Genomic DNA, 24,096 nt, shown 5'->3' on the forward strand with positions numbered 1-24,096 from the left:
GGGTCAGGACTCGTTCTCGATCATAACCAGAAGATGACGGTCGCGGCGAGCAGGACTGCAGAGAAGAAGGTCTCGGGGCAACGGTCGTATCGGGTGGCGACGCGCCTCCAATCCTTGAGTCGGCCGAACATGATTTCGATGCGGTTGCGGCGTTTGTAGCGCCGCTTGTCGTATTTGACGGGTTTCTTGCGCGACTTCCGACCCGGGATGCAAACCTTTATCCCCTTGTTTTTCAAGGCATCTCTGAACCAGTCGGCATCATAGCCCCGATCGGCCAGCAGCCAATCCGCCTCCGGCAGGCTGTTCAGAAGTGCCGCTGCCCCGGTGTAATCACTGACTTGTCCGGCGGACATGAAGAACCCTATCGGGCGGCCCTTCGCGTCGGTGACGGCGTGCAGTTTCGTGTTCATGCCGCCTTTCGTTCGCCCGATCTGGCGCCCGCGCCCCTTTTTTTGATCCGCAGGCTCGAGGCCGTGCGGTGCGCTTTCAGATAGGTCGCGTCGATCATGATCGTCTTATGTTCGGCGCTCTCGGCGGCGAGGCCCACCATGAGCCGGGCGAAGGTCCCGTTCTCGCTCCAGCGCTTCCAGCGGTTGTAGAGCGTCTTGGCGGGGCCGTAGTCCGTCGGCGCGTCGCACCATCGCAAGCCATTACGATTGATGAATATTATGCCGCTCAGCACACGCCGGTCGTCAACGCGTGGCTTGCCGTGGGATTTCGGGAAATAGGGTTTCAGACGCTCCATCTGCGCGTCAGTCAGCCAGAAAAGGTTGCTCATAAATCAGGTCTCCTTGCAGAGCCTGAATCACGCAAACAGCCCGAAATCAATGGGTCTGGAGCCTAGCTTCGGACATCTCTCTCTAGCCTATCACCTTCAATCAACGAGAAGCAATTGTGATCGGTGTTTTTCTTGGTGAACCCTGCAATCGAGCGTCTTTGCGAATACCTACCCCAAACCGCCGAAGTCGAGAGTGACTCACAATCACGCTGGCACGAAGGTAGAGATCTTTCGAGATGAATTCCAACACCTGGTAATACAAGTATTTCGAAGGCATCTCTCGTCTGGCAACAGCCCATCCACCGCGTGACATAAGTGGCCAACGCGCTTTTCGAAAAGTTACCGAGTTTGACATATAAGGGTCCGCTACGATATTGCGTCTGCATAATTGCTTTAGCAAAAGCAGAAGAGTTTACCGGACGCTTCGCGTCACTTTGGCAGCTAGGTCAGACGATGCGGATCATTATTCACAGTGGAACAGCGCATGGTGTCGTTCAGGCTGTGCAGAACGCCTTGCATGCTGCCAGCAACCCGCTTCTGGCAGAGGGCGTGCTCTTTCCCAGTGAGGTTGTTAAGAACGGCGACAGCATTACCCGCGCCGCGCTGCCCTTGTCCGAATTGCATCCGCTGGCCGCCTTAAATGGTCTGGCGGATCCGGTTGATCATCAGTTTCTGCTCGCTCGGGTCCGGGGAGGCCTGTCTCAGGCGGTTTCCCGGCATCGTCCACGGGTGATGATCCTCAGCCTGCCCGAGGCGGCGATATGGCTGGACTCTCCGCTGCTGCTGTCGGGATTAGCAGGTCTGCTATCGAACTATTCAGACGATCTCCGACCTGTGCTTCACGCAGCTCACCCGTCAACCGCATTGACGGATCTTTATCTGACGCAGGTGGCAGCAGGGCGATCAACCGGGCTGGAGAGTGAAGGGCAGATTGCGCGGGACAAGAAGGACTGGTGGGAGGCAGCCACTTCGCTGCGTGAAAACCTGCAAGACCCCGCTCGCTCGCCGCAGGACGCCCGCCTTCTGGCACCGATGCCCGTGGTCGACAGCCGTGGTACCGCCGAATTATGGGCTCAGGTTTTCGGCGCCGATACGCTGACCATGCGCGAGCTGCCATTCGGGCCTGTATCTTCCACAACTTTGGCAGAAATTGCTGCCGATCTGGAGCTGCCTGTGTCTTTGCCGATCGAAGTGCCAGAGGTAAGGCGTCCATCTGTTCCGGTTTTGTGCCGGATGCTGACGGTGAATGCTGCGCTCTCTGGGCTTGAAAACGAAGTTGGACCGATACCCGGGGCACTGCGATCTGAAATCTTGGAGCGATGCTATGATGACCTTGGGCCGCTACAGCCGGTCGAGTTGGCACCGCTGACGGCACATCTGCGCCCGCTGGATGGCGGCGGCCCTGTTCCTGTGATCCGGCCCATGAGTGATTTCGACCCGCGTCCGCTGCTGGAGGATCTGCCGCCAGCGTTGGCAACATGGCACAGCGAGCGGCTGGAGGGCCGTTCACTTGCTCAATCCGGAACCGCAGCGATGGCTGAAAACGGGCAGTCAAAACCGGAGCCGCTATCTCCAGCCGCTGAAATACTTCTTGATCAGCCCGCTCGCGACGCGTTGTCGGGTTTTGCAGGTACGGCCTTCTGGCCTCATAACCGGGTTGTTAAACTGGATGAAGCCGCGGAGATGCCGCCCTTCCCGGACGAGCCGGGCGAGCTGACCAATTCCCTGATTATTGCCTGCATGAAGAATGAGGGGCCTTACATCATTGAATGGGTTGCCTATCACCGTGCAATCGGCATCGATCACTTCTTGATTTTCACCAATGATTGCAGCGACGGCACAAACGAAATTCTCGATCGTCTGGCCGAGCTTGGATATGTCACGCGTGAAGATAACGAGGACTGGAAAGGCAAATCACCCCAACAGAACGCGCTTAACAAGGCGATGCGTATGGATGTTGTGAAACAGGCGGACTGGTTGATCCATATCGATGTTGATGAGTACATTAATATCCGTATCGGACAGGGCACAATGGCCGAACTTATTTCAGCAATGGGCCCGGATGCGACCAACCTGGCCATGACATGGAGACTGTTCGGCAATGGCGGCGTCGACGATATAGGCGATGGCTCGGTGATCAGCCGCTTTACGGGCTGCTCGCCGGCCTATTGCCCCAAACCGCACACGATCTGGGGCTTCAAGTCGATGACTCGGAATAACGGTGCATACGGTAAATTGTCGTGCCATCGCCCCAACAAATGGGACCAGACAACCCCGGTAAAATGGCTGAACGGTTCACTCACGGACACCACAAGGAAGTTCCGCGATAAAGGGTGGCGCAATTCGATCAGCAGCGTCGGCTTCGATGCCGTGCAGTTGAACCATTATGCGTTGCGCTCGCGAGAAAGCTTTCTCATCAAAAGGCAGCGGGGCCGGGCCCTGCATGTCGATCGTTCGATCGGGCTTAATTACTGGGTCCGCCATGACTGGAACCAGAATGAGGACCGGACCATCCTGCGTCAGATTCCGCGCATGGAAGCAGTCAAGCGCATATTGTTGGCCGACCCGGAGCTCGCACGGCTGCAGGAACAGACGCTGGCATGGCACCGCGCCCGGGCCACTGAGCTGCGCAATAGCGAGGCGTTCGACGAACTATGGAACCAGACCACACAGGCTGACCTTACAGACCCCGAGCGTGTTGCCTATGCGACTGCGGCGGGCATGGAGAGCTGAAATTGCCTAATATTTCGGTCAGGGCTTCAGCGGAACGTCTGATATGGCGGAGCAGTTGATGTCGATCCTCGTTCATTCGCCAACGATCGAAGTCGGCGGGGCGCTCAACGCGAACGCCGTCAGCTCCGAGCTGTCCGAAATTCCCCCGGACAAGCTTTCACGTGCCGTTCCGGCAGCCGATATGTCGACCCTGCGAGCTCGAACAACGCGGATCTTCCAGCTTGGTTTTAACAAATGTGGGACGAGCAACATTTACCGGTTCCTGCAGCGGTCCGGGATCTCTGCGACACGGTTCAATCGCGGCATGCTGGCGACAAGGATCAAGGCAAATATCGAGGCAGGACTCAAGCCCTTGGCGGGCGAGTTCACACGTTTTACCGCTTTTGCCGATATCCACTATCTGACACGAAATTCGGTTATTGAAGGCAATCGTTATTTCCGTGAGTTTTACCAATATTACCCCTCATCCTATTTCATCCTTAATACACGCAACAAAGAAGAATGGATCCGTGCGCGTCTGGCGCATGGAGATGGGGCTTATGCCCGACGCTACAGTCGTGCGCTTCGTTTGAGAAATGAGAACGAAGTGATTCAGCAATGGTCGGAGGACTGGGACCGGCACCACAGGAGCGTAGTGGATTACTTTGCGGACAAGCCTGGTAGGTTATTGGTGTTCGACATCAACAAGAGCAACCCTCAGGAACTTGTCAATTTTTTAGCGGCTGATTTCATCACAAATTCCGCAAACTTTCTCCACGAGACCGACACGATCGATTAGGATCTCTGCGGCGGTATATCCCGGTGGTTTGCTTCATCACTGGCGGGATGCCCCTACAGAGGCCGCTTTGCGCTCGGGTGGCGCGAAGCAGTTGCATGTGCGCTTTATTTTCACAGAACACGTGTTAAGAACCTATAGCAAAAGGAGAGCGACTTAATGGCCCACGAAACTCCAGCAGTCACCGGCTCAGACAGCGCGGCAGGGCATCACAAGATCGCCCTTTTCGGCACCGGAATATCTCTGCGTCTGGCCGAAAAACTGCCGGGCTTCATCAATGCCGAACCAGCTCCTTCTCTCGCATCCGAGGCGCTGTGCCTGCGCTATGGCTACAGGGGTTTTTCCGCTCGTACGGGCGAAATCGCGAATCTTGCGGGCTTGCGTCAACTTTTCTCGGCAGCCCTGACTGAAACGCCGGTGGCTGCTTGGCAGCGCACAGATGGACGGTTTTCAGACCCGCTGCGTCCCAGGGTTGATCCGGAAGGGCTTAGCTCTGCTGAGGAGGTGGCCGAGATGCAAGAGCAGCACCTTCTCGCCGTTCGCCAAGCCATCGGAATTGCTGACGAGGTTTTGCTTGTTCTGGGCGGAGCAGCACATGGACGCGACAAGGCCTCTGGTGCGATCTGGACATCTGTTCCCGACACTACTTTCCCCAGTGAGCTCCGTGCACGGATTGAGCCATATTTTTCCGGTTTCAACGAACTGGAAAATGATTTCGCAGAGATCTGGCGCCTATTGCAGGACGCAAATCCCGGAGTAAAAATCACCGTCGCTCTGGCTCCGCCAATGCCCGGAGAGACATTGGCGCGCGAGGAGCAGCACCAACTGACCTGCCTGCGCGTTCTAGCCGAAGAGTGGGCATGGCGATTTGCCAATGTTGGCTATCTGCCAATATGGGATCTGGCTCTGGCGAGGGGTAGTGAGGATAGCTTTGCGTTGGCCGAAATACTGATCGCTCAGGCATCGCCTCCGACCGAGGCGGAATCCGCATCAAGCGCCTCCAGTGATGACAATGACGACGCTGATATCGATACCGCGAGCGATAAAGAAGATCCGCCACCCTCTGATGAAGACCAAAACGCTCGTCGTCGCAAAAAACGCAAGAATCGTGCGGCACCTTCTACTGTCTGCGAGGATGAGTTGCTTGAGGCGTTCTCGCGATGACAAAGACCCGCCTGTGCCTGATCGGTAACTCTCATCTGGCCGCGATGAAGCTGGGGTGGGACAAGCTGGTCGAGGAAAATGATCCGTTGATAAACGGACACTCCATCACCTGTTACGGTGCGCCGCGCGATATGCTGAGGCATGTTGAAGTGCGTGATGGCTGTCTGGTGCCGACCTCCCCGAAAGTGCGTAAACAGTTTACGATGCTCTCGGGGCAGGAGCGACTGGATCCTAACGATTACGATGTCTTTTTGCTTGTCGGTCTCGGTGCAAGTTTCAAACGCGTCCTGCGACTTTATAACGGGTGTCGCTGGCCGGGTGTAGGTAAACAGCCACATATGCCGCTGGTCAGTTCCGACTTCGCCCGCAGCCTTCTGATCGAAGGCTATCTTGGCACACGTTTGTCGGACATGGGTCAAAAACTGATGAGTGTCACGAACAAGCCGGTCTTCGCTCTTCACGAACCCCTCTGGTCGCCGCGCACCAGCCCCTGCCCGGGAGATCACGACTTCGGTTGGCTGAACGCCGTCGCAAGCGGCGACGGAACAGCGCTTGCAGCATTATTCCGCGACTCTTTGGCTGCGGCGATTGCACCCTGGGTCTGCCTGCTTCCGCAGCCTGACTCGACGATAGAAGAACACATCATGACCCGACCGGAGTTCAACCGTGACGCCGATAAAGATATCTCGGGCTCCGGTGGGGGTAAGGACGCTGCCCATATGAACCGCGACTTCGGTGCAGAAATGTGGCGACATCACCTTGGGGCAATGCGACCCTGAACGCGGCAAACCAACCCAGACCAGAATGCGAGATCAAAGTGACCCAGTCTTCTCCCTATCGCGGACTTCCTGCATCGGCCTTTTGGCGCACGGGTTTTGCGGAAACGAGCTATCCCCCACCCGGCCTGTATGAGCCCCGTCATCACCTGACCAAAAGCGACCGCATTGTGACTGCCGGGTCATGCTTCGCACAGCATGTCGGACGCACACTTCGCAATAATGGTTTCAACGTCCTCGACAAAGAACCTGTGTCCGAGGATCCGCGCGATATCGGCGATCAGGCACAGGCCTATGGATATGGGCTATACACCGCCCGCTACGGTAATATTTATACTGCCCGCCAGCTTAAGCAGATACTGCTTGAAGCACTCGGGCGCTACACGCCAGCGGATCCGGTCTGGGAACGGGACGGGCACTATTTCGATACGCTTCGCCCCAATATCGAGCCGGAGGGGTTTGCGTCGGTCAACGACCTGCGTGCCGCACGCGAACATCACCTCCAACGTGTGAAAGAGGCCTTTACGGAAGCCGATGTCTTCGTCTTTACCCTTGGCCTGACCGAAGCGTGGTTGCACCGGCCGACAGGGCAGGTCTACGCCATTGCACCCGGCACGATCGCGGGCAGTTATGATCCCGCGCTGCATGTTTTCAAGAATTTCCGCCATCACGAGATCATGTCGGATCTGCGTGAGACGCTGGATTTACTGAAGACCATCAATCCCGGCCTGAGAGTATTGCTAACCGTCTCACCAGTCCCTCTGACGGCGACCGCAACCGGCGATCATGTCCTGCCAGCAACAATCCTCTCTAAATCGGTGCTGCGGGCCTGCGCCGGCGAAATGCGAGAGGATTATCCTGAGGTCGATTATTTCCCATCTTACGAAATCCTCACCTCAAGTCGCGGTGGTGCAAAGTTTTTTGAAGACAATCTGCGCAGCGTGACGGCAGATGGTGTCGCGCTTGCAATGAGGACCTTTGTCACCGCGCATATGCCAGGCGCACATGCAGTGCCGGAAGAGACGGCAACCCGCGCGAAGAAAAAACAGCCGGGAGCTTCGAAAAAGAAATCAAAACAGGCGGCTGCGGCGAACGAAGCCGAGCCAGGACGCGTTCCAGCCGAACGTGCAAATGTCGTCGCAACAATCGCTGGACTTGCCATTCCTGCATCACCGATCAGTTCCCGTAAAAAGTTCCTCGATCGCATTTCTGGTCTTGAGGATGCCAAACCCGATGATGTCGCCTGTGCCGAAGCAGTCGTCCGGGAGGGTGATCGTGTACTGGAAATTGGTGCACGCCTCGGTGTTGTCAGCGCATTCCTTGCCAAAACAAACCTGCCTGCAGCCATACGCTCCTATGAGGATAATGGCGACCTAATCCCCCATATTCAGGAACTTTACGCGATCAATGGCATAAGTCAGCAAGTCGATTTGCGTCCTGACACAGTCCGTGCCCGGCCAGGCGGCAAACCATCAGAACATTACCGCTCAGAGGCACCCGGGCACAGAGAAGTACAATTCAGCGACATTGTAAGCGAGTTCAAACCCGACGTTCTGCTGATGAATATGCGCGGGGATGAAGTTGATTTTCTCATGCAGGCAGACCTGAAAAGCTTGCGTGGCCTCGCCGTCCGCTGGCACCCTAAAATCACCGGCATTGAAGGGCTACGCAAATGCAAGCGGCGATTGAAAAAAGATGGCTTCGAGGTCATAGAGCCCGTATCGACGCGCTTGACTTGGGCAGTTACGCGATAGACAAAAAATTGCTCAGGATGCGATAGATACTTCAGGACAGGATCACAGATATGCAGAATACGGCGGCGGCAGTGACAATGGTTCGCGACGATCCGTTTTTTCTGCGAATCTGGCTGGATTACTATGGCAATTTGTTCGGCCGCGAAAACTGCTACATCATCAACCACGGTCGCGGCGAGGAAGTCGCTTCAATGGCCGCCGGATGCAACGTGATCGGCATTCCGGGCGATCACCATAAGAACTTTGAGGTGAAGCGGTGGCGGCTTCTGAATAATCTCACTATGGGTCTGAGAAGCTATTACTCCCATGTCATCGTTGGCGATGTTGACGAATTCGTCGTCGTCGATCCTGCAAGCGGGATAGATCTGTTGAAGCGCCTCTCCAAGGCCCCGACAGAGCGCGTGCTGACTCCACTGGGGCTAGAAGTTATTCACAGGCTGGAGCTTGAACCAGAGCCCATCGTGGACAAGGTATTGGGTCCACGGCGGCATGTTCGGGTGGTGCCGCGTTATTCCAAACCCTGTGTCGTATCCGCTATCACCAGGATTTCTCGCGGCGGGCATTTCAGTCGGTATGACAAGTTGCATACACCCGATGACCTGTACATGCTGCACTTAAAATACTGCGACTTCGCCAATTACGTGGACACCTTGAACGCCCGGAATCAGATGACCAAGGAGACTGGGGTCGGGTTCAAGCAAACCTCAATCGGTCGTCACTGGTTTGCTGAAGGACGCGGCGAAGATCGCGCGGTTTTTCAGGCTTTCGACACGCTGAGACTGGTGGATGGCTTCGATATGTCTCCCTATCGCAACGAAATGCATCGCACATTCCAGCCACGTGGCGACACCGGTTTCTGGGAGTTTTCCAATCCAACCTACAAGGAACAGTTCGAGCTGCCTGAGCGGTTCTTTGGGATTCTTTGAGACTGTATGTGCGTGTCGGCCGTCAGTGCCCGTGGCGGCAGATCTTGGTGTTGGGCATTCTAAAGCATCCCTCCCGAAGTCTGAATCAAGAGGGTTTCCGGCTGTCTGGATTTGTGATTCATCCTTTTTGGAAGGATGGATCATGTCAGCACCCCTGCCAGATGTGCTGTGGGGGCGGTTTCAGAAACTGATTGAAGAGGGTTCAGTGGGCGGGCGGCGGCGCTGGGTTTACAGCTTTTCCCTGCGACGGGTTCACGTTGGTCGCGGGCGATCCGGCAGACGGGTTGCGCACGGGCGGCTCCTAAGGGTCGCCCCGTCGGCAAAGGAAAGCTCGACCCGCATCGCGCCTTTTTCGCTGAAGTCATCGGTCAGGACGGAGATATCACGATGCCCGAACTGGCTGCGGCTCTGCTGGGTGTGTGGAACGGCATGCAAAACTGGCTCTGTCGCGCATTTGGTGCAGTTGAGTTGCCATAATGCTATATCTCGGCGAACTTGAAGGAGGTTGCCGATGGGTTCATGGTTTTCGCGGCGAGATTTTCTACCGGCGGGGTTGAAGGCCGACCAGGTTGAGCTTGATGGCAACAGGATCCGGGTCCACGCCCGTTCCCTGGATGCCTCGGCAGCATGTCCCCGCTGCGGCGCGGTCTCTCGTCAATTCCACAACAAGTATTGGCGTCGGCCAGCCGATCTCCCCGCCCATGGCCGAGAAGTTGAACTGGTGCTGCTGGTTCGTCGATTTTGTTGCCGCGCCGTAGGTTGCCCAACGAAGATTTTTTCAGAACGGTTCCCGCCTTATGTCACGCGGCCACATGCGCGCCGGACGTCACGCTTGCAGGAACTGGTGCGTCACATCGGCATTGCTCTCGGTGGGCCCCCGCGCAGGCGCTTGCCGGACGGCTTTTTGCTACCGGTGAGCAAAGACACGTTCCTGCGCAGCGTTCGGGCGAAGACCGAGGGGGCTGTCGCGGACCCCCGCGTGGTGGGTATCGACGACTGGGCATGGCGGAAGGGACAGCGCTACGGCACGCTGATCTGCGATCTCGAATGGCGGAAGGTCATCGATCTGCTGCCCGACCGGGAGCCCGCCACTGTGGAAGCGTGGCTCCGCGCGCGTCCCGGGATCGAGATTGTTGCCCGTGATCGCAATGGTGGCTACGGCGGTGCCACCGCGCGCGCCCTGCCGGACGCGGTTCAAGTCGCGGATCGTTGGCATCTGTTAGAGAATGCAAGTGCCGCCTTCCTGACCGCCGTGCAGCGGAACATGCCAGCCATTCGCAAGGCTATCGGGGTAGAGACCCTCGATCCGAGGCTTTTGACGGCAGCGGAAAGGCTGCAATTCGAGGGTTTTCAAAGGCGCCAGCAGACCAACCACATGGTCCGCCGAATGGCAGACGAGGGTGTTCCCATCAAACGGATCGTGCGCCTTACCGGGCTGAGCCGCGGTTTGGTCCGCCAGATCACCCGCGGTGAGCGAGAAGATGTTTTCCGCATCCGCGAGAGCAGCTTGACCGCTTGGTTGCCTCGGCTGGAACGGGAGTGGAGCGGCGGATGCCGTAATGGCGCAGAACTCTGGCGCCGGTTACGGGCTGATGGATTTCAAGGCAGTCTCCGGGTCGTCGGCGAGTGGGCAACACGCCAGCGACGCGCCGAACAAGCGTTGCCGTCCGGAACAGGAAAGTCGCCACCTGCCCGAAGGATTGCGCGGCTCCTGACCATGGGACGAGATCATCTGACTCGTGCCGATGCAATCCAGGTCGCGCGGATCGAAGCGGCGCGACCAGCTCTGGCAACCGCCCGGGAACTGACCGACCGGTTCACTGACATGGTGCGAAACGCCCGTGAGAATGCCCTGGCCGCCTGGCTCGACGAAGCCGGAGGACAGCATGCTCTCATCCTTCGCCCGTGGCCTTCGTTGCGATCAGGCAGCAGTTGCCGCCGCGCTGCGGGAACCTTGGTCGAACGGGCAGACCGAGGGCCAGATCAATCGCCTGAAGACGCTGAAACGCCAGATGTATGGTCGCGCGAATATCGACCTGCTCAAAGCTCGGCTTGTCGCGCCATCATAGTCGAAAAGGTGCATCAACTTTGAGTCAGAGCCCAAAACTGACCCCTATCTGGAGTTCGCCCCTTGAGCGGACCAGCCGGATATATTGAATTGACCGATCTTGGAACTCACCCCGTTTCTGGTCCGGCCTTCATGCGACCTTTCGGGTTTTTGGTCCTGCCCCCTGAAACTTGTCCGAGTTGATTGCGAAATTTTGGGTACATTTCTGGCACCAGAGGAGTGTACCGATGCCGAAGAAAAGATTCAGCGACGAGCAGATTGCTTTTGCGTTGAGGCAAGCAGAGGCCGGAACGACGGTCGGCGAGATCTGCCGCAAGATGGGGATCGCGGAAGCGACGTTTTATCGCTGGAAGAAGGTCTATGAAGGGCGATTGAACCGCCCCGGGTTTACCGGAGAGTAAAACACTCAAAGGATGAGCCCATGACAAAGCAGAGATTCACCCCCGCCTATCCGGTCGAACTTCGCGAACGCGGCGTTCGGCTATTTCGAGAGGACCGTGCCGGTTACGCCAGCGACACGGTCGCTTACAAGGCGAATTGCGCCGAAGCTTGGCTGCTCACCTGACAGCCTTCGCGTCGGGTGTCAGCAGGCTGAACGTGACGCCGGACAGCGCGGCGGTCTGACCAGCGCCGAGAAGGATCGTATCAAGGAATTGGAGCGGGAGAACCGTGAACTTCGCACCGCCAACGAGATCCTGAAGAAAGCATCTGCTTATTTCGCTGCGGCGGAGCTCGACCGCCCGTTCCGCAAATGATCGCGTTCATCGACGATCACCGTTGTGTTCATGGTGTTGGGCCGATCTGCCGGGCTCTGGGGATCGCACCATCGACGTATCATGCCTTCAAGGCCGTCGAGCGTGATCCGGACCTGGCATCGGATCGGGCCAGGCAGGATCGCCTCGACATGGACGCCATCAAGCGGGCCTTCGATGGCAGCCGGGGACGATACGGCGCGTGAAAGGTCTGGCATCAACTACGCCGCGAAGGACGCGACATCGCCCGCTGCACGGTGGAGCGGCTGATGAAGGCTATAGGATTACAAGGCATTGTCCGCGGCAGACGGGTCATCACAACCAACCCTGGCACGGCGCAGCCTTGCCCGGACGACAAGGTGAACCGGGCCTTCGTCGCCGATATGCCAAACCAACTCTGGGTCAGCGATTTCGCTGCGCGGACCTTCGGTTCACCTATGTCTCAAGCTGGCAGGGCATGGTTTACGTAGCTTTCGTCATCGACGTCTTCGCCCGCAAGATCGTCGGCTGGCGCGTCTCGACCTCGATGACCACCGGCTTCGTCCTAGATGCCCTGAACCAGGCCATCTGCCAGAGGGCACCGTCCGAGGCCGACAAGCTGATCCATCACAGCGACCGCGGCAGCCAATATCTGTCGATCCGATACACCGAACGCTTGGCTGAGGCAGGCATCGACACCTCGGTCGGCAGCGTCGGCGATTCATACGACAACGCCTTGGCGGAAAGCATCATCGGCCTCTTCAAAACCGAGGTCATCAAGTTCCTCGGCCCTTGGAAATCCGTCGCTCAGGTCGAATGGGAAACCTTGAAATGGGTCGACTGGTATAACAACACGCGCCTGCACAGCGCCATCGGTTACGTCACGCCGAATGAAGCAGAGGAGGCCTTCTACGCAAGCTTGAACGCTGACGAAAAAGCAGCGTAATCATTGAACCAGGAACTCTCCGGTAAAACCGCGGCGGTTCAGATGGAATGGTTTCCGCCCTCTCCCTCACGGCATCGCAATGTGCCATATGTGGTGATGTTGAACGCCACACAACGATGAGGACTGCAAGATGAATGAATGATGATCGGGGTGGATCTGGCAAAGAGTGTTTTCCAGATCCACGGCGCCTCGATGACGGGGCACGTGAAATTCCGCAAGAAGCTGACGCGAGCGCAATTCAGGAATTTCGTGTCCGAGCAGCCCGCATGCCTCGTCGTATTCGAGGCCTGCAGCGGCGCGAACTACTGGGTGCGCGAGATGGCGGTACTCGGCTTATTTTGTTGAAAAACTCGTGCTTGATTGAAGGGCATCTGGCTGATTCAATTCCTGCAATGGGTGGGAGGATTGGCGATGATGGGACCGCGGCAGGAGGCGCAGCCGGCGCTGTTTTACGAGTTCTCACTGGAGGATCATGTTCCTCAGGAGCATCTTCTTCGGTCCATTGATCGGTTTGTCGATCTCAGCAGCATCCGTGCGCATCTTTCGGATTTCTACAGCCACACCGGCCGGCCGTCTGTCGATCCCGAGTTGCTGATCCGGATGCTGCTGGTTGGCTATTGCTTCGGCATTCGTTCGGAGCGGCGCCTTTGCGAAGAGGTGCATCTGAATCTGGCCTATCGCTGGTTCTGCCGCCTGGATCTCAGCGACCGGGTTCCGGATCATTCGACGTTTTCGAAGAACCGGCACGGGCGGTTCCGCGACAGCGAGTTGCTGAGGCATCTGTTCGAGATGACCGTCACGCGCTGCATCGAGGAGGGGCTGGTCAGCGGGCAGCGGCTGGCGGTGGATGCCAGCCTGATCGAGGCGGATGCCAATAAGCAGAACTCGACAGCGAAGGAAGATTGGGATGCAACGCTGATAGACCCCTCGGATGCGCCCCGCGCCGTGCGCGAATACCTTGACACGTTGGACAAGGCCGCATTTGGCGCCGCCAGCGAGGTCCATCCGAAATTCACCTCACATTCCGACCCGGCCAGCCAATGGACGGCGGCGCGCAAAGGTCCGGCATTCTTCAGCTATTCCGACAATTACCTGATCGACACGGATCATGGCGTGATTGTCGATGTCGAGGCGACACGATCCATCCGGCAGGCCGAGGTCGGATCAACCAAAACCATGCTGAAGAGGGTGAAAGACAAGTTCGACCTGCATCCTGAACGCCTGATCGCGGATACCGCCTACGGCACCGGACCGATGTTGGGCTGGCTGGTCGACAGGGGCATTGCCCCGCATATCCCTGTCTTCGACAAGTCCGGGCGCAATGACGGCACCTGGACCCGGGCAGACTTCGAATGGGATGCAGAGAACGATCAATACATCTGCCCGGAAGGTCACAGGCTCAAACAGTTCCGCCGCAACTATTCGGACCCGAACCGCGGCCCGACTGGCAAGGGAACCGCCAAATACCGCGCACTGAAACTGACCTGCCAGTCCTGCCCATCGAAACAGAAGTGCTGCCCGAACGCCGATGCCAGATCAATCACCCGCGAGGAACACGAAGATGCGCGCCAGATCGCCCGGGACATCGCCAAGACCCGCCAATACGAAATCTCGATGAAGCTCCGCAAGAAGGTCGAGATGCTGTTTGCTCATCTGAAACGCATCCTCGGGCTGGGGCGCCTGCGGCTAAGGGGACCTTGCGGCGCGAACGACGAATTCCTCCTTGCCGCCACCGCCCAGAACCTCCGCAAACTCGCCAAGATCTTTCCTGCACCGCAGCATCCGCGAAAAGCCTGACACCAGAAAGGCTTGCACCCGAAGGAAACGGTCCAAAAGGCCCCCGATGGCAACGCGTTTTTCCACAGAATCGGCCACGAGGTGAAATTGATCGCGCCGCAATAAGTACGTCCCTTCGTCAAGCGTCCGAAAAATGAAATGGTCGATGCCGAAGCGATCGTGATCGCGGTGCGCCAGCCCAAAATGCGCTTTGTGACCCCGAAGACAGCCTCCTCTTAATGTTGCCAGTGTCGCGAATAGGGCAGACAGGCATGATCCAGGCTAGAATTGTCCTTTGCGGATAATATTGGAGACAATGCCGATCAGTGACCTTTCGTCTCGTTAGGAAACGCACCGGTTACAGTGAGATTAAGGTGATCTTTTAGTCGCTTTAAGGCCGCATTAGTGTCACGGGCCAAGATGACGTTCGCCAAACGCTCGTGAGCATCAATAAGTTCATCTTTGCTTGGACAGGCCGCATGCGAACTACGGCGATATCGGTAGGCCTGAGCATAGAGATCGGCCGCCATACTTATTAGACGAGGGGAGCCGCAGCCACCGATCAAGGCCGCGTGAAAGTCACGATGCAGGTTCTCGAACAGATCGCTTTCACGGGTGAAATCGGGGCCGGCACGGCGCACATAGGTCTTCAGCCGGTGCATTGCCGCAACGATCTGCGCTTCCCAATCGTAATCACCCTCCCGCATCGAAATGCACAGAGCTTCGCTCTCGATCAGCAGGCGTGCGCGGGTGATGTCTTGAAGGTCGGCAAAACTCATACTTTGCACGTTAAACCCGCGGCGACCCGACGCTGTGACCAGGTCGCGCGCAGTCAGTCGTGAAAGCGCCTCACGGATCGGCGTGGCGCCAATTTGATAGGTCTCAGCAAGGTCGTTCACGACCAGCTTAGCCCCTGGTTTCAGGGTCAAGGAAAGGATATCACGCGTCAACAGTTGCATCGCACGCTCGGTAAGTGTGGCGGCTTCGACGCCAACGTCCTGCGTATCCATCTGCCATTTCTCCCTTCCCACCCTTCAGGGGGCGCATTTTCCTTGACCGCCCAGACTTATCCTATCAAGCTACCGAGCTTCTCACGATTTTATATAGAAAAATATATTAGATCGAGAAAGATTTGACACAGATATAAGAATCACTCTACTCCATAAAGTGGGAGGCGCCGCCCGGGAGGGGCGGTCGCGACGGTACGGAACATACGATTCGGACCGAAAAATGGAGAAAATTATGCCATTTCAAACCATTCGCTGGGTTAGGGCTGCATTAATGGCGGGCGGCGCGGCGCTCGCCACCACGGCCAACGCGCAGGAGCCGGGTACACCCATTCCGCCGATCAGCCTTAACTACTACGCCGGCGATATGGGCATTGAGCATGAGCAGAGCGCCCGCATCCTAGCCGATGACTGGGCGCGGCTGGGCCTTCAGTTCGATCTGCAGCCGATTCAGTTCGGCACCTTCGTCTCTACCATCAACGTCGGTGGACAGCTGAACGGCATGGCTGTCCCAACCGTTGGACCTGATCCGGACCGCTTGGATCCGACGTACTGGCTGTTCGATAGCTCTGCCTGCGGCCAGCGTCGCAACGCAACCAAATTCTGCGACGAGGAATATTCCGAACTGGCCGAGTTGCAGCGCACCCAGACCGATCCGGCCGAACGCCGCGAGACAGTGCTACGCCTCCAGCAGATGCACTACGACGCCGCCGCCTGGTGGCCCGTCACGCATATCCTCTCGGGCATGGTCTGGAACTCTGAACGCTGGGATAACGTGACAAATCCCGCGCCGCTCGCTCCGCATGAAGGCCCAACAAATCCCTGGCTAAAAGCCGTGCCGCTGACGGATGACCGAATCTTGGACTGGGCGCATCTTGAGGATGTATCCAGCTACAACCCTCTGGCCGAGGAAGGTGCGGTCGGCTGGTTGCGCTTTGTCTACGACACCTTCGCCAAGACTGATGTCGAAGGCAATATCGTGCCTTGGGCCGCGGAAAGCTGGGAGTTTACTGACGCGAGCACGCTGCGCGTCACGCTTCGCGAGGGCATGACCTTCCACGACGGCGAACCAGTTACGGCCGATGACGCGGTCTTCACCCTCAATACCGCGGTTGAGATCCAGCCCCCTGCAATGGTCGCCCGAATCGGTAGCATCGAAAGGGCCGAGATGGTCGACGAGCTGACGTTCGATATACATCTCACCAATCCCGACGCTTCGTTCGTGCCGACCGCTCTAACCTTCTTGTTCATCCTGCCTGAACACCATTGGGCGGATTATGAGGGTGACATGGTCGACCGCGATGTAGTCGCCGACGGGGTCGCCATAGGCTCGGGACCGTTCAGCTTCCGCAGTTGGCGCGTAAACGAGGTGCATGAACTCGATACCCACACCGCGCACTGGGCAGCGCCAGATTATGACGGTATCCGTCGTTTGGCCCTTGGACAGCCTGATGCGATCCGCGCAGCGCTGACTGATGGGACAGCCGACATTGCCACCTTGGTGCTGCCGGTTTCGGCGATGAGCGACCTCGCCATGTCCGAGGACCATCTAGAATTCGCCGAGATCCCGACCCACGGTTCGCAGCTGGTGTGGATGAACCATGACGCCGCACCTTTCAGTGACCCGGCCTTCCGCCGCGCACTGCGCCAAGCCACCAACAGCCAGCGCGTCCTGATCGAGGCCTACCAAGGCTTCTCGATCGCAGCCAGCGCAGGCCCGCTGCCCGAGTTGTTAAGCGCTTGGTACAACGACGATCTGGCGCCCGTGACCTTCGATATCGACGCCGCACGCGCCATTCTTGAGGACGCAGGGTATAGCTGGGACGACAACGGTCGCCTGCTGTTCCCCGCCGAATGACCTCCGAACAGGTGGCTCGTATGTGCTGATCCCGATGCGAAGGTCGGGAAGACGCACCTGGCGGGCGTGCCGGCCCACTGCAGGCGAAAAGCACAGCAGCGCCATCCTTGCCAACCGAAAGAGATTCCCATGCGAGCCTATGTCCTGCGACGCTTCGCCCAGTCGGTGGTTGTCGTGATCGCGGTTGTCACCATCATGTTTTTCATGTTCCGTGTGATGCCATCCGACCCCACCGCGATGATGGTTGATCGCGGCATGACCGAGGTTGCGCGCCTGGAACTGTTGGAGAAATGGGGCCTGACTGGTAGTCTGTGGGAGCAATATGTCCGCTACATGGGCAACGTTTTGCAGGGCGATTTCGGGGCCTCCTTCTTCTACCGCAAGCCTGTGTGGGAGGTGCTCTGGCCGCTCATCATCAACTCGCTATGGATCGCCGTCCCAGGCCTCGCTCTCAGCGCCCTTCTCGGTTCGGGACTCGGCCTGCTGGTGGGCTGGTCGAAGCGCGGCGGCCGGATTGAGCGCGGCGGTATCCTCTTTGCTACCGTGATCCGCGGTACACCCAGCTTTGTGATCGGTATCTCCCTACTCGCGCTGTTCTCGAGTGCGCTTGGATGGTTTCCGGGCTTCGGCATGGGCGACACCGGCGGTGTGGAAGGCTTCCAGCGCTATCTTAATTGGACTTTCGTCCATCACTTGGTGCTGCCGCTGTTCGCGGTCATTCTGTATTTCCTGCCCGAAAACGTTCTGCTTATGCGCTCGGGCGTCATAGAGGCTCGAACCGAGGATTACATCGAACTCGTACGCGCGAAGGGTGTGCCGGAACACCGTGTTGCCTGGCATGCTGGGCGCAATTCGCTTTTACCTCTGATTACCTGGCTCTTTCCCGCCTTAGCCGAGACCATCGCGGGTATCGTGGTGATTGAGATTGTTTTTTCTTGGCCCGGGGTTGGGCGAGAGCTGGTGCTGGCCGTGACCCGTCAAGACTACCCGTTGGCCCAGGCCGCCTTCTTCTTGATGGCGGTAATGGTGGTGCTCGCGAATCTCGCCGCCGACTTGACTTATACCAAACTCGATCCGCGGGTAGCTTACAAATGACGACCTCCACGCCCAGATCCGGTGCCTTTGCTCCGCTCATTACTTCCCTAAAGCGAATGGCCGGCGACAGCTTCGCTATCACGGGGCTCATTATTTTTATGATCTTCGTTGCAGTGGCCATCCTGGCACCCTGGCTCTCGCCCTATCCGCCCTTCGAGGCGCAATTGACCGAGATCGGGCGTTTACGTCGGCTCGAACCGCCTTCGACGCAACACTGGTTGGGCACCACTGCCTTCGGTAATGACGTGCTATCGCAACTTATCTACGGCTTCCGCGTGGCATTTCAGGTCGGCGTCGTAGCGGCGCTCGCGGTGGGCCTCGTGTCAACGCTGTTCGGCGTATTGGCAGGCTATTTCGGCGGGCTGATCGACGATATTCTGATGCGTTTAACTGATGTGGCGTTGTCAATTCCCACTCTGCCCTTTGCCATCGTAGCAGTGGGTCTGCTGGGTCCCTCGGTCGAGAACACGATTCTTGTAATCACGCTCCTGTTCTGGCGCAACGGCGCACGGATCATCCGTGCCACGGTACTGACCGAGCGCGAGCGCATATTCGTCAAATGGGCGCGCGCGGCGGGGGCGTCGCATGCGCATGTGATATTTGTGCACATCCTGCCCAACGTACTGCGGGTTGTGTTTCTGTGGATCACCATGTCGGTAGCCTTCGCAATTCTGACTGAAGCCAGTCTAGCTTTTCTGGGCTTGGGTGATCCCTCGGTGGTCAGCTGGGGCCAGATGCTGAATACCGCTTTCGCCAGCGGCTATCTGCGCCAAGCCTGGTGGTGGGTCACCCCGCCAGCGGTGGCGCTTGTCGTACTGATTTCAGCCCTCTACCTCGTCGGTCGCGGCTATGAGGAACTCAATAATCCCAGATTGCGCAGGAGGTGACGATGCCACGCGACCTGACCGCGCTCAACGAGCGCCTCGCCGCCAACCCTCCCGTGCATCTCAGCGTGAAGGATCTTTCTGTCACCTATGCCACTGATCGCGGGCCGTTCTACGCCGTGGACAGCGTTAGCTTCGAGATGGCGCCGGGCTCGAACCTCGGCCTCGTTGGCGAAAGCGGCTGCGGCAAGAGCACCGTGATTAAAGCGCTGATGCGGCTCACGCCATCCGACGCACGGCTAGACGGCCAAGTGCTGCTGAACGGCACCGATGTGATTGCGCTCAACGCCCGACAGCTGCAGCAGGTGCGTTGGATGCAGATCGCACTTGTCACGCAAAGCGCGATGAACTCGCTCGATCCGGTCTACCGGGTGGGCGATCAAATCGTCGAATCGATCCGCGCCCACTATGATGTCAGCCACGCGACCGCCTGGTCCAGGGCCGAGGAAATGTTCGCTCTCGTGGGCCTCCCAGCCCGCCGGTTGTCGGAATACCCTCATCAGTTTTCGGGTGGTATGCGCCAGCGCGCGGTGATCGCCATGGCACTCAGCCTCAACGCCGGGCTACTTCTGGCCGACGAGCCAACTACCGCGCTCGACCCGATCATGCAGGATCAGGTGATGGCCCGTCTGCGCACCGCCCAGACAGCGCTGCACCGATCGATGATCCTGGTCACCCACGATATCGCAGTGGTGGCAGAGACCTGCGAAAGCGTCGCGGTTATGTACGCCGGCCGTATCGTCGAGACCGGCCCGACGGAGCGCGTCCTGCACGACCCCGCCCATCCCTACACGATGGGCCTCAGAAACGCGTTCCCCAAGCTACCCAAACCTGGTGCCGAAAAGCCGCCGCTGATCTCGATCTCTGGCGGGCTGCCCAATCTGCTGGAAAAGCCGAAGGGCTGCCGCTTCGCGCCCAGATGCCCCTTCGCCACCGACATCTGCTACTTCGAAGACCCGGACTTCACCGATATCGGTTACGGCCAATACGCTGCGTGCCACCACGCCGCCCGTGCGCCCGAGTTCCGCACCGCGGCCATGCAGGCCGAGACCTGGAAGAGCATCGAAGCATGACCAGCAAACCCCCAAGTATCCCGATCATTGAAGCCCGCGACCTCAAGACCTATTTCCGTGCGTCCAGCGGGCTCCTGTCCTCGATCTTTGGCCACCCCCGTCCGCCCGTACGGGCACTTGACGGAGTCGACCTCGCCATCACTACAGGCCACGTGAAAGGAGTGGTGGGCGAAAGCGGCTGTGGTAAGTCGACCCTCGGCATGACGATGGTCCGCATGCACGAACCTACCGCAGGCAGCATCTTGTTCCGCGGCGGCGAGGTGACGCATACCCACGGCAGTGCGCTTAAGGCATTTCGTCGCAGCGCGCAGATAATCTTCCAAGACCCCTATTCCTCGCTCAATCCCCGGCTGACCATCGGGCAGATCATAGAAGAGCCGCTGAAAATTCACCGCCTAGGCAACACCGAAGAGCGCGCAGCAAAAATCGCCTGGGCACTTAGCCATGTTCGACTGCCAGCCGAAGAATACTTGCACCGCTTCCCCTCGGACCTCTCGGGAGGGCAACGCCAGCGCGTCGCTATCGCCCGCGCACTGGCGATGGAGCCCGAGTTCATTGTCGCCGACGAGCCGGTCTCGATGCTCGACGTATCGATCCAGGCCGGTGTTCTGGAACTGCTGCAAAAGCTCTCAATCGAGCTAAACCTCGCCGTGCTTTACATATCGCACGACATTGCCACGGTTGGCTACATCTGCGACGACGTTGCGGTTATGTACCTAGGTCAGGTGGTAGAGGAAGGTACCACCGACGACGTGCTGCTACGCCCGCTGCACCCCTATACGCAGCACCTGATGGCTGCAATTCCTAATATAGACCCCTCCGTGCGGCGCCCACGAGTCAGCTTGGGCGGGGAAGTACCTTCGCCCACCGACATTCCGCAGGGCTGCCGCTTTGCCGACCGCTGCCCGCAGGTGGCAGGCTTGTGTCGGCGGCAGGAGCCCGGGCTAGCAAACCGAGGCCATGGCCGCCGAGTGCGCTGTCACCTCTATCTGCCAGACGTCGACTCGCCCGAGGATGCGCCGAAGCGCGCGAGCAAACTTGACTGAACCAATAAACTTTGGAGAACGACATGAGACTTGCAACATTGCCGAATGGCAGCCATGACGGGCGTCTCCACGTTGTCAGTCGCGACAACGCGCGCAGCATTCCGGCTGAGGTCGTGACCACGATGCAGGCACTGCTCGAAGATTGGGACACCCATGCCCCCGCATTGGAAGCGCAATACCGCACACTAACGGAAGGGGACGGCGAGGCCTTCGACCCGGCTACGGCACTCGCGCCCATGCCGCGCGCATGGCAATGGCTGGACGGCTCGGCCTATGAAAGCCACGGTATGCTGATGGCCAAGGTACTCGGCATCGACAACCATGCAGACAAGACGCGTCCACTTATGTACCAAGGACTGTCGGACCGCTTCCTAGCACCTACCGCCGATGTGCCGCTGCCGACTGAGGGCGACGGCATCGACTTCGAGGGTGAGTTCGGCGTTATCTGCGATGCGGTTCCGATGGGCACCGACACCGCTACGGCGCGCGGTCATATCCGGCTGTTGGTGCAGATCAACGACTGGTCGCTGCGCGCCGTCGCGCCGATTGAGATGCGCACGGGCTTCGGCTGGATTCAGGCAAAACCCGCTTGTTCCATGGCCCCGGTCGCAGTGACGCCGGATGAACTGGGCGACGCTTGGCGCGACGCACGCGTCGACCTACCGCTGATAGTCGACTGGAACGGCGAGCGATTCGGCGCGGCGGGAGGCTATGCAATGGGCTTTGGCTTCGATCAGCTTATCGCACATGCCGCGCGGACTCGAAACTTGGTAGCGGGGACTGTGATCGGTTCAGGCACCGTGTCAAACGAGAATTACCGCGAAGTCGGTTCGTCCTGCATCGCGGAAAAGCGCGGGATCGAGATGTTGGACGAGGGCGAGGCGCGTACTGGCTTCATGTGCTTCGGTGATACGGTCCGCATGGAATGCCGTACCGCTGATGGCTCACCGCTGTTTGGGGCCATCGACCAGAGGGTCGTTGGGCTCTAGCCGGCGTCTGCATTTCGGGGATTCCCAATTGGATCTGTCGCAAACTTTTCTTGCGGTCAGGATGCCCCCGTGGTTACCGCCCCCTCATGTTGCCAGCGCCGCGAATTGGGTAAACGGGCAGAGTCCGGGCGTTAGCTGGCCCTTGCTCACTTCGATCCCGTCGAGTGTGGCTGACGCCGAAGCGAATGATTTGAAGCCAAGCATGGGACGGATCCGCTTCTTGATGGTGCGGTGGTCCTGCTCGATCATATTATTATCCGTGAGATGTTTGATCCGCACCATCTTGATCGGGATCGGGGAATCGAACCGTTTCAGCATGCGATTGATCTAGGTGATGCCGGCAGTATTCGACCCGCTCTTATCAGTGACGATCCTCTGCGGCAGGCCGTTCACCTCGAAAGCACGAGCGATGAAGCGGGTGGCCGCCTTTTTGTTGCGTCGTTGTGACAGAATGAAATCAAAGGTCATGCCGAATTTGTCGACGGCGCGATAGAGATAGATCCATTCGCCTTTTACGCGCATATAAGTTTCGTCCATGCGCCAGGATCGGTCCGTTTGGAGCTTGCAGCGGTGCGCTTCCTCTGCAATCTGACGGGTATATTTTATGATCCAGCGGTTCAAGGTCGCGTGGTCTACCTTCACGCCTTGTTCGGCCATGATTTCTTCCAGGTCCCTGTACGAAACCGTGTAGCGAACGTAAAAGAAGACCGCGAGCCCCGCAGAGGCCCAGTTCATCTCTGCCATCGAGATCGTTCCATATTCGTCCTGCGCATAGGCGATGGGTGAAGTGGCGATCAGGCCCAAGAGAGCCAATCCCGTTTTCGAGAGTCTCATTGAATACCTTTCAGCTCATTTCGTCAGCCTGCGATAGGGCTTGCATCACGTCGCAGCAGCCCGCGCGGCAAGGATCAGCAGGGCTGAAAATAGCGAAACTTGCCCGATTCCGCTCGCGCAGGACCGGATGCCTGGCAGCTGAAGATTATCCTTGACCGAATCGATGGTTTAGTCGTTTGATTAAGTCAAATGACTAAACCAGTTCTCATAGATCCGGCGACAGCCAGTGAAGATGCTCCCGCTAATCCGCGCGATCTGATAATGGATGCGGCGGGACGGGTTTTTGGCAGCGTTGGATTCGATGGTGCGACCACGCGTGGCATTGCCGAGGCGGCGGGCGTGAATCTCGGGCTGATCCACTACTATTTCGGCAACAAACGCGCCCTGTTCGAAGCCACCGTCATCAAGCAGGCGGATGACTTGAACGAACAGCGACGCGAGCTTTTGGCCCGGCTTCCCTTCGAGCCCACGCTGAAACAGGTCTTTGAAGCGCTGCTGCGCCCGGCGGTCGAAATCCGACTGCGCCCGGACGGTCAGTATTTCGCGCGACTGGTTGCCGATGTCGCCTCGGCGGCGGATGAACGCTCGCGTTCGCTGACATCCGCGGCCTTCGATCCCATAGCGCGGGAATTCGTCGCGCAGATCCTGAAGATTTATCCAGATGCGGCACATGCCATGGCCGTCCGCGCCTATATGTTTGCGATCAGCGTATCGATCTCGCTCATGGTGAATACCGGGCGAGAGGCCGCGCTTGCCGGGCAGGACAATGACGGAGATCCGGAAAGCGTGATCCAAGATGCGATCAGCTTTGTCACGGCGGGCGCTGAACGTATTCTCGGGCGAAGGGAGGCGACCGCCCGGCACTGACACCGAAACATTCCAG

17 protein-coding genes, 5 pseudogenes and 1 other annotated feature are annotated in these 24,096 nt (G+C 58.4%); of the genes and pseudogenes, 19 read left to right on the forward strand and 3 right to left on the reverse strand.

The window, feature by feature from the left end; translation table 11 throughout:
- Positions 1-20 precede the first annotated feature (20 nt).
- Positions 21-778, reverse strand: a protein-coding gene (locus tag PAE61_RS14395) for an IS5 family transposase (RefSeq protein ID WP_271113067.1) whose coding sequence is annotated in 2 segments (ribosomal slippage) — positions 21-448 and positions 448-778 — 759 coding nt in all. Because the reading frame shifts where the segments join, the coding sequence is not laid out codon by codon here.
- A 453-nt stretch (positions 779-1,231) separates the two neighbouring features.
- On the opposite strand from PAE61_RS14395, the gene PAE61_RS14400 reads away from it, so the two are divergent.
- The 12 genes and pseudogenes from PAE61_RS14400 to PAE61_RS14455 all read left to right on the forward strand — a co-directional run.
- Positions 1,232-3,511, forward strand: coding sequence for a glycosyltransferase family 2 protein (locus PAE61_RS14400; protein WP_271113068.1), 2,280 nt, complete (start codon positions 1,232-1,234; stop codon positions 3,509-3,511).
- Positions 3,512-3,554: 43 nt separating this feature from the next.
- Positions 3,555-4,289 (forward strand): sulfotransferase family protein, encoded by a 735-nt coding sequence (locus tag PAE61_RS14405; RefSeq protein WP_271113069.1) that lies wholly within the window; start codon positions 3,555-3,557, stop codon positions 4,287-4,289.
- 156 nt (positions 4,290-4,445) lie between these two features.
- Positions 4,446-5,450: a GSCFA domain-containing protein gene (locus tag PAE61_RS14410; RefSeq protein ID WP_271113070.1), complete on the forward strand. Its 1,005-nt coding sequence runs from the start codon at positions 4,446-4,448 to the stop codon at positions 5,448-5,450.
- Positions 5,447-6,229, forward strand: a complete 783-nt coding sequence (locus PAE61_RS14415; protein ID WP_271113071.1) for a hypothetical protein — start codon at positions 5,447-5,449, stop codon at positions 6,227-6,229. Before PAE61_RS14410 ends, PAE61_RS14415 begins: the two co-directional genes overlap by 4 nt.
- Positions 6,196-7,980: a GSCFA domain-containing protein gene (locus PAE61_RS14420; RefSeq protein WP_271113072.1), complete on the forward strand. Its 1,785-nt coding sequence runs from the start codon at positions 6,196-6,198 to the stop codon at positions 7,978-7,980. Before PAE61_RS14415 ends, PAE61_RS14420 begins: the two co-directional genes overlap by 34 nt.
- Before the next feature lie 50 nt (positions 7,981-8,030).
- Positions 8,031-8,906, forward strand: a complete 876-nt coding sequence (locus tag PAE61_RS14425; RefSeq protein ID WP_271113073.1) for a glycosyltransferase family protein — start codon at positions 8,031-8,033, stop codon at positions 8,904-8,906.
- A gap of 511 nt (positions 8,907-9,417) precedes the next feature.
- Positions 9,418-10,975: pseudogene (locus tag PAE61_RS14430) on the forward strand (ISL3 family transposase).
- Positions 10,976-11,201: 226 nt separating this feature from the next.
- Positions 11,202-11,375: a transposase gene (locus PAE61_RS14435; protein ID WP_434803080.1), complete on the forward strand. Its 174-nt coding sequence runs from the start codon at positions 11,202-11,204 to the stop codon at positions 11,373-11,375.
- A 20-nt stretch (positions 11,376-11,395) separates the two neighbouring features.
- A pseudogene (locus PAE61_RS14440) lies at positions 11,396-12,651 on the forward strand (IS3 family transposase).
- Positions 11,684-11,800 (forward strand) — a sequence feature (AL1L pseudoknot). Its footprint overlaps the pseudogene before it by 117 nt.
- Positions 12,652-12,789: 138 nt before the next feature.
- Positions 12,790-12,984, forward strand: a pseudogene (locus PAE61_RS14445) (IS110 family RNA-guided transposase); the annotation flags it as partial.
- 78 nt (positions 12,985-13,062) lie between these two features.
- The gene (locus PAE61_RS14450; RefSeq protein ID WP_271113075.1) at positions 13,063-14,448 is read left to right on the forward strand and encodes an IS1182 family transposase; all 1,386 of its coding nucleotides are present in this window, start codon (positions 13,063-13,065) and stop codon (positions 14,446-14,448) included.
- A 66-nt stretch (positions 14,449-14,514) separates the two neighbouring features.
- Positions 14,515-14,655, forward strand: a pseudogene (locus PAE61_RS14455) (IS110 family RNA-guided transposase); the annotation flags it as partial.
- Between the two features lie 95 nt (positions 14,656-14,750).
- Here PAE61_RS14455 and PAE61_RS14460 read toward each other — a convergent pair.
- On the reverse strand, positions 14,751-15,437 hold the full coding sequence (locus PAE61_RS14460; protein ID WP_271113076.1) for a GntR family transcriptional regulator: 687 nt from the start codon (positions 15,435-15,437) through the stop codon (positions 14,751-14,753).
- A gap of 232 nt (positions 15,438-15,669) precedes the next feature.
- Here PAE61_RS14460 and PAE61_RS14465 point away from each other — a divergent pair, with 232 nt between their 5' ends.
- The 6 genes from PAE61_RS14465 (at position 15,670) to PAE61_RS14490 (ending at position 22,379) form a co-directional block, all read left to right on the forward strand.
- Positions 15,670-17,292, forward strand: coding sequence for an ABC transporter substrate-binding protein (locus tag PAE61_RS14465; RefSeq protein WP_271113077.1), 1,623 nt, complete (start codon positions 15,670-15,672; stop codon positions 17,290-17,292).
- Between the two features lie 129 nt (positions 17,293-17,421).
- Positions 17,422-18,387, forward strand: a complete 966-nt coding sequence (locus PAE61_RS14470) for an ABC transporter permease (RefSeq protein WP_271113078.1) — start codon at positions 17,422-17,424, stop codon at positions 18,385-18,387.
- Positions 18,384-19,274, forward strand: coding sequence for an ABC transporter permease (locus PAE61_RS14475; protein ID WP_271113079.1), 891 nt, complete (start codon positions 18,384-18,386; stop codon positions 19,272-19,274). Before PAE61_RS14470 ends, PAE61_RS14475 begins: the two co-directional genes overlap by 4 nt.
- A gap of 2 nt (positions 19,275-19,276) precedes the next feature.
- A complete protein-coding gene (locus PAE61_RS14480) occupies positions 19,277-20,344 on the forward strand; it encodes an ABC transporter ATP-binding protein (protein WP_271113080.1) in 1,068 nt (355 codons plus the stop codon).
- Positions 20,341-21,390 (forward strand): ABC transporter ATP-binding protein, encoded by a 1,050-nt coding sequence (locus PAE61_RS14485; protein WP_271113081.1) that lies wholly within the window; start codon positions 20,341-20,343, stop codon positions 21,388-21,390. The genes PAE61_RS14480 and PAE61_RS14485 overlap by 4 nt, the downstream gene beginning before the upstream one ends.
- Before the next feature lie 23 nt (positions 21,391-21,413).
- On the forward strand, positions 21,414-22,379 hold the full coding sequence (locus tag PAE61_RS14490; protein WP_271113082.1) for a fumarylacetoacetate hydrolase family protein: 966 nt from the start codon (positions 21,414-21,416) through the stop codon (positions 22,377-22,379).
- 84 nt (positions 22,380-22,463) lie between these two features.
- Here PAE61_RS14490 and PAE61_RS14495 read toward each other — a convergent pair.
- A pseudogene (locus PAE61_RS14495) lies at positions 22,464-23,123 on the reverse strand (IS6 family transposase).
- Between the two features lie 279 nt (positions 23,124-23,402).
- Here PAE61_RS14495 and PAE61_RS14500 point away from each other — a divergent pair.
- Complete coding sequence (locus PAE61_RS14500; RefSeq protein ID WP_271113083.1) at positions 23,403-24,080, forward strand: TetR/AcrR family transcriptional regulator; 678 nt, start codon at positions 23,403-23,405, stop codon at positions 24,078-24,080.
- Positions 24,081-24,096 lie beyond the last annotated feature (16 nt).

Source organism: Paracoccus aerodenitrificans, assembly GCF_027913215.1.
GTDB classification, from domain to species: Bacteria; Pseudomonadota; Alphaproteobacteria; order Rhodobacterales; family Rhodobacteraceae; genus Paracoccus; species Paracoccus aerodenitrificans.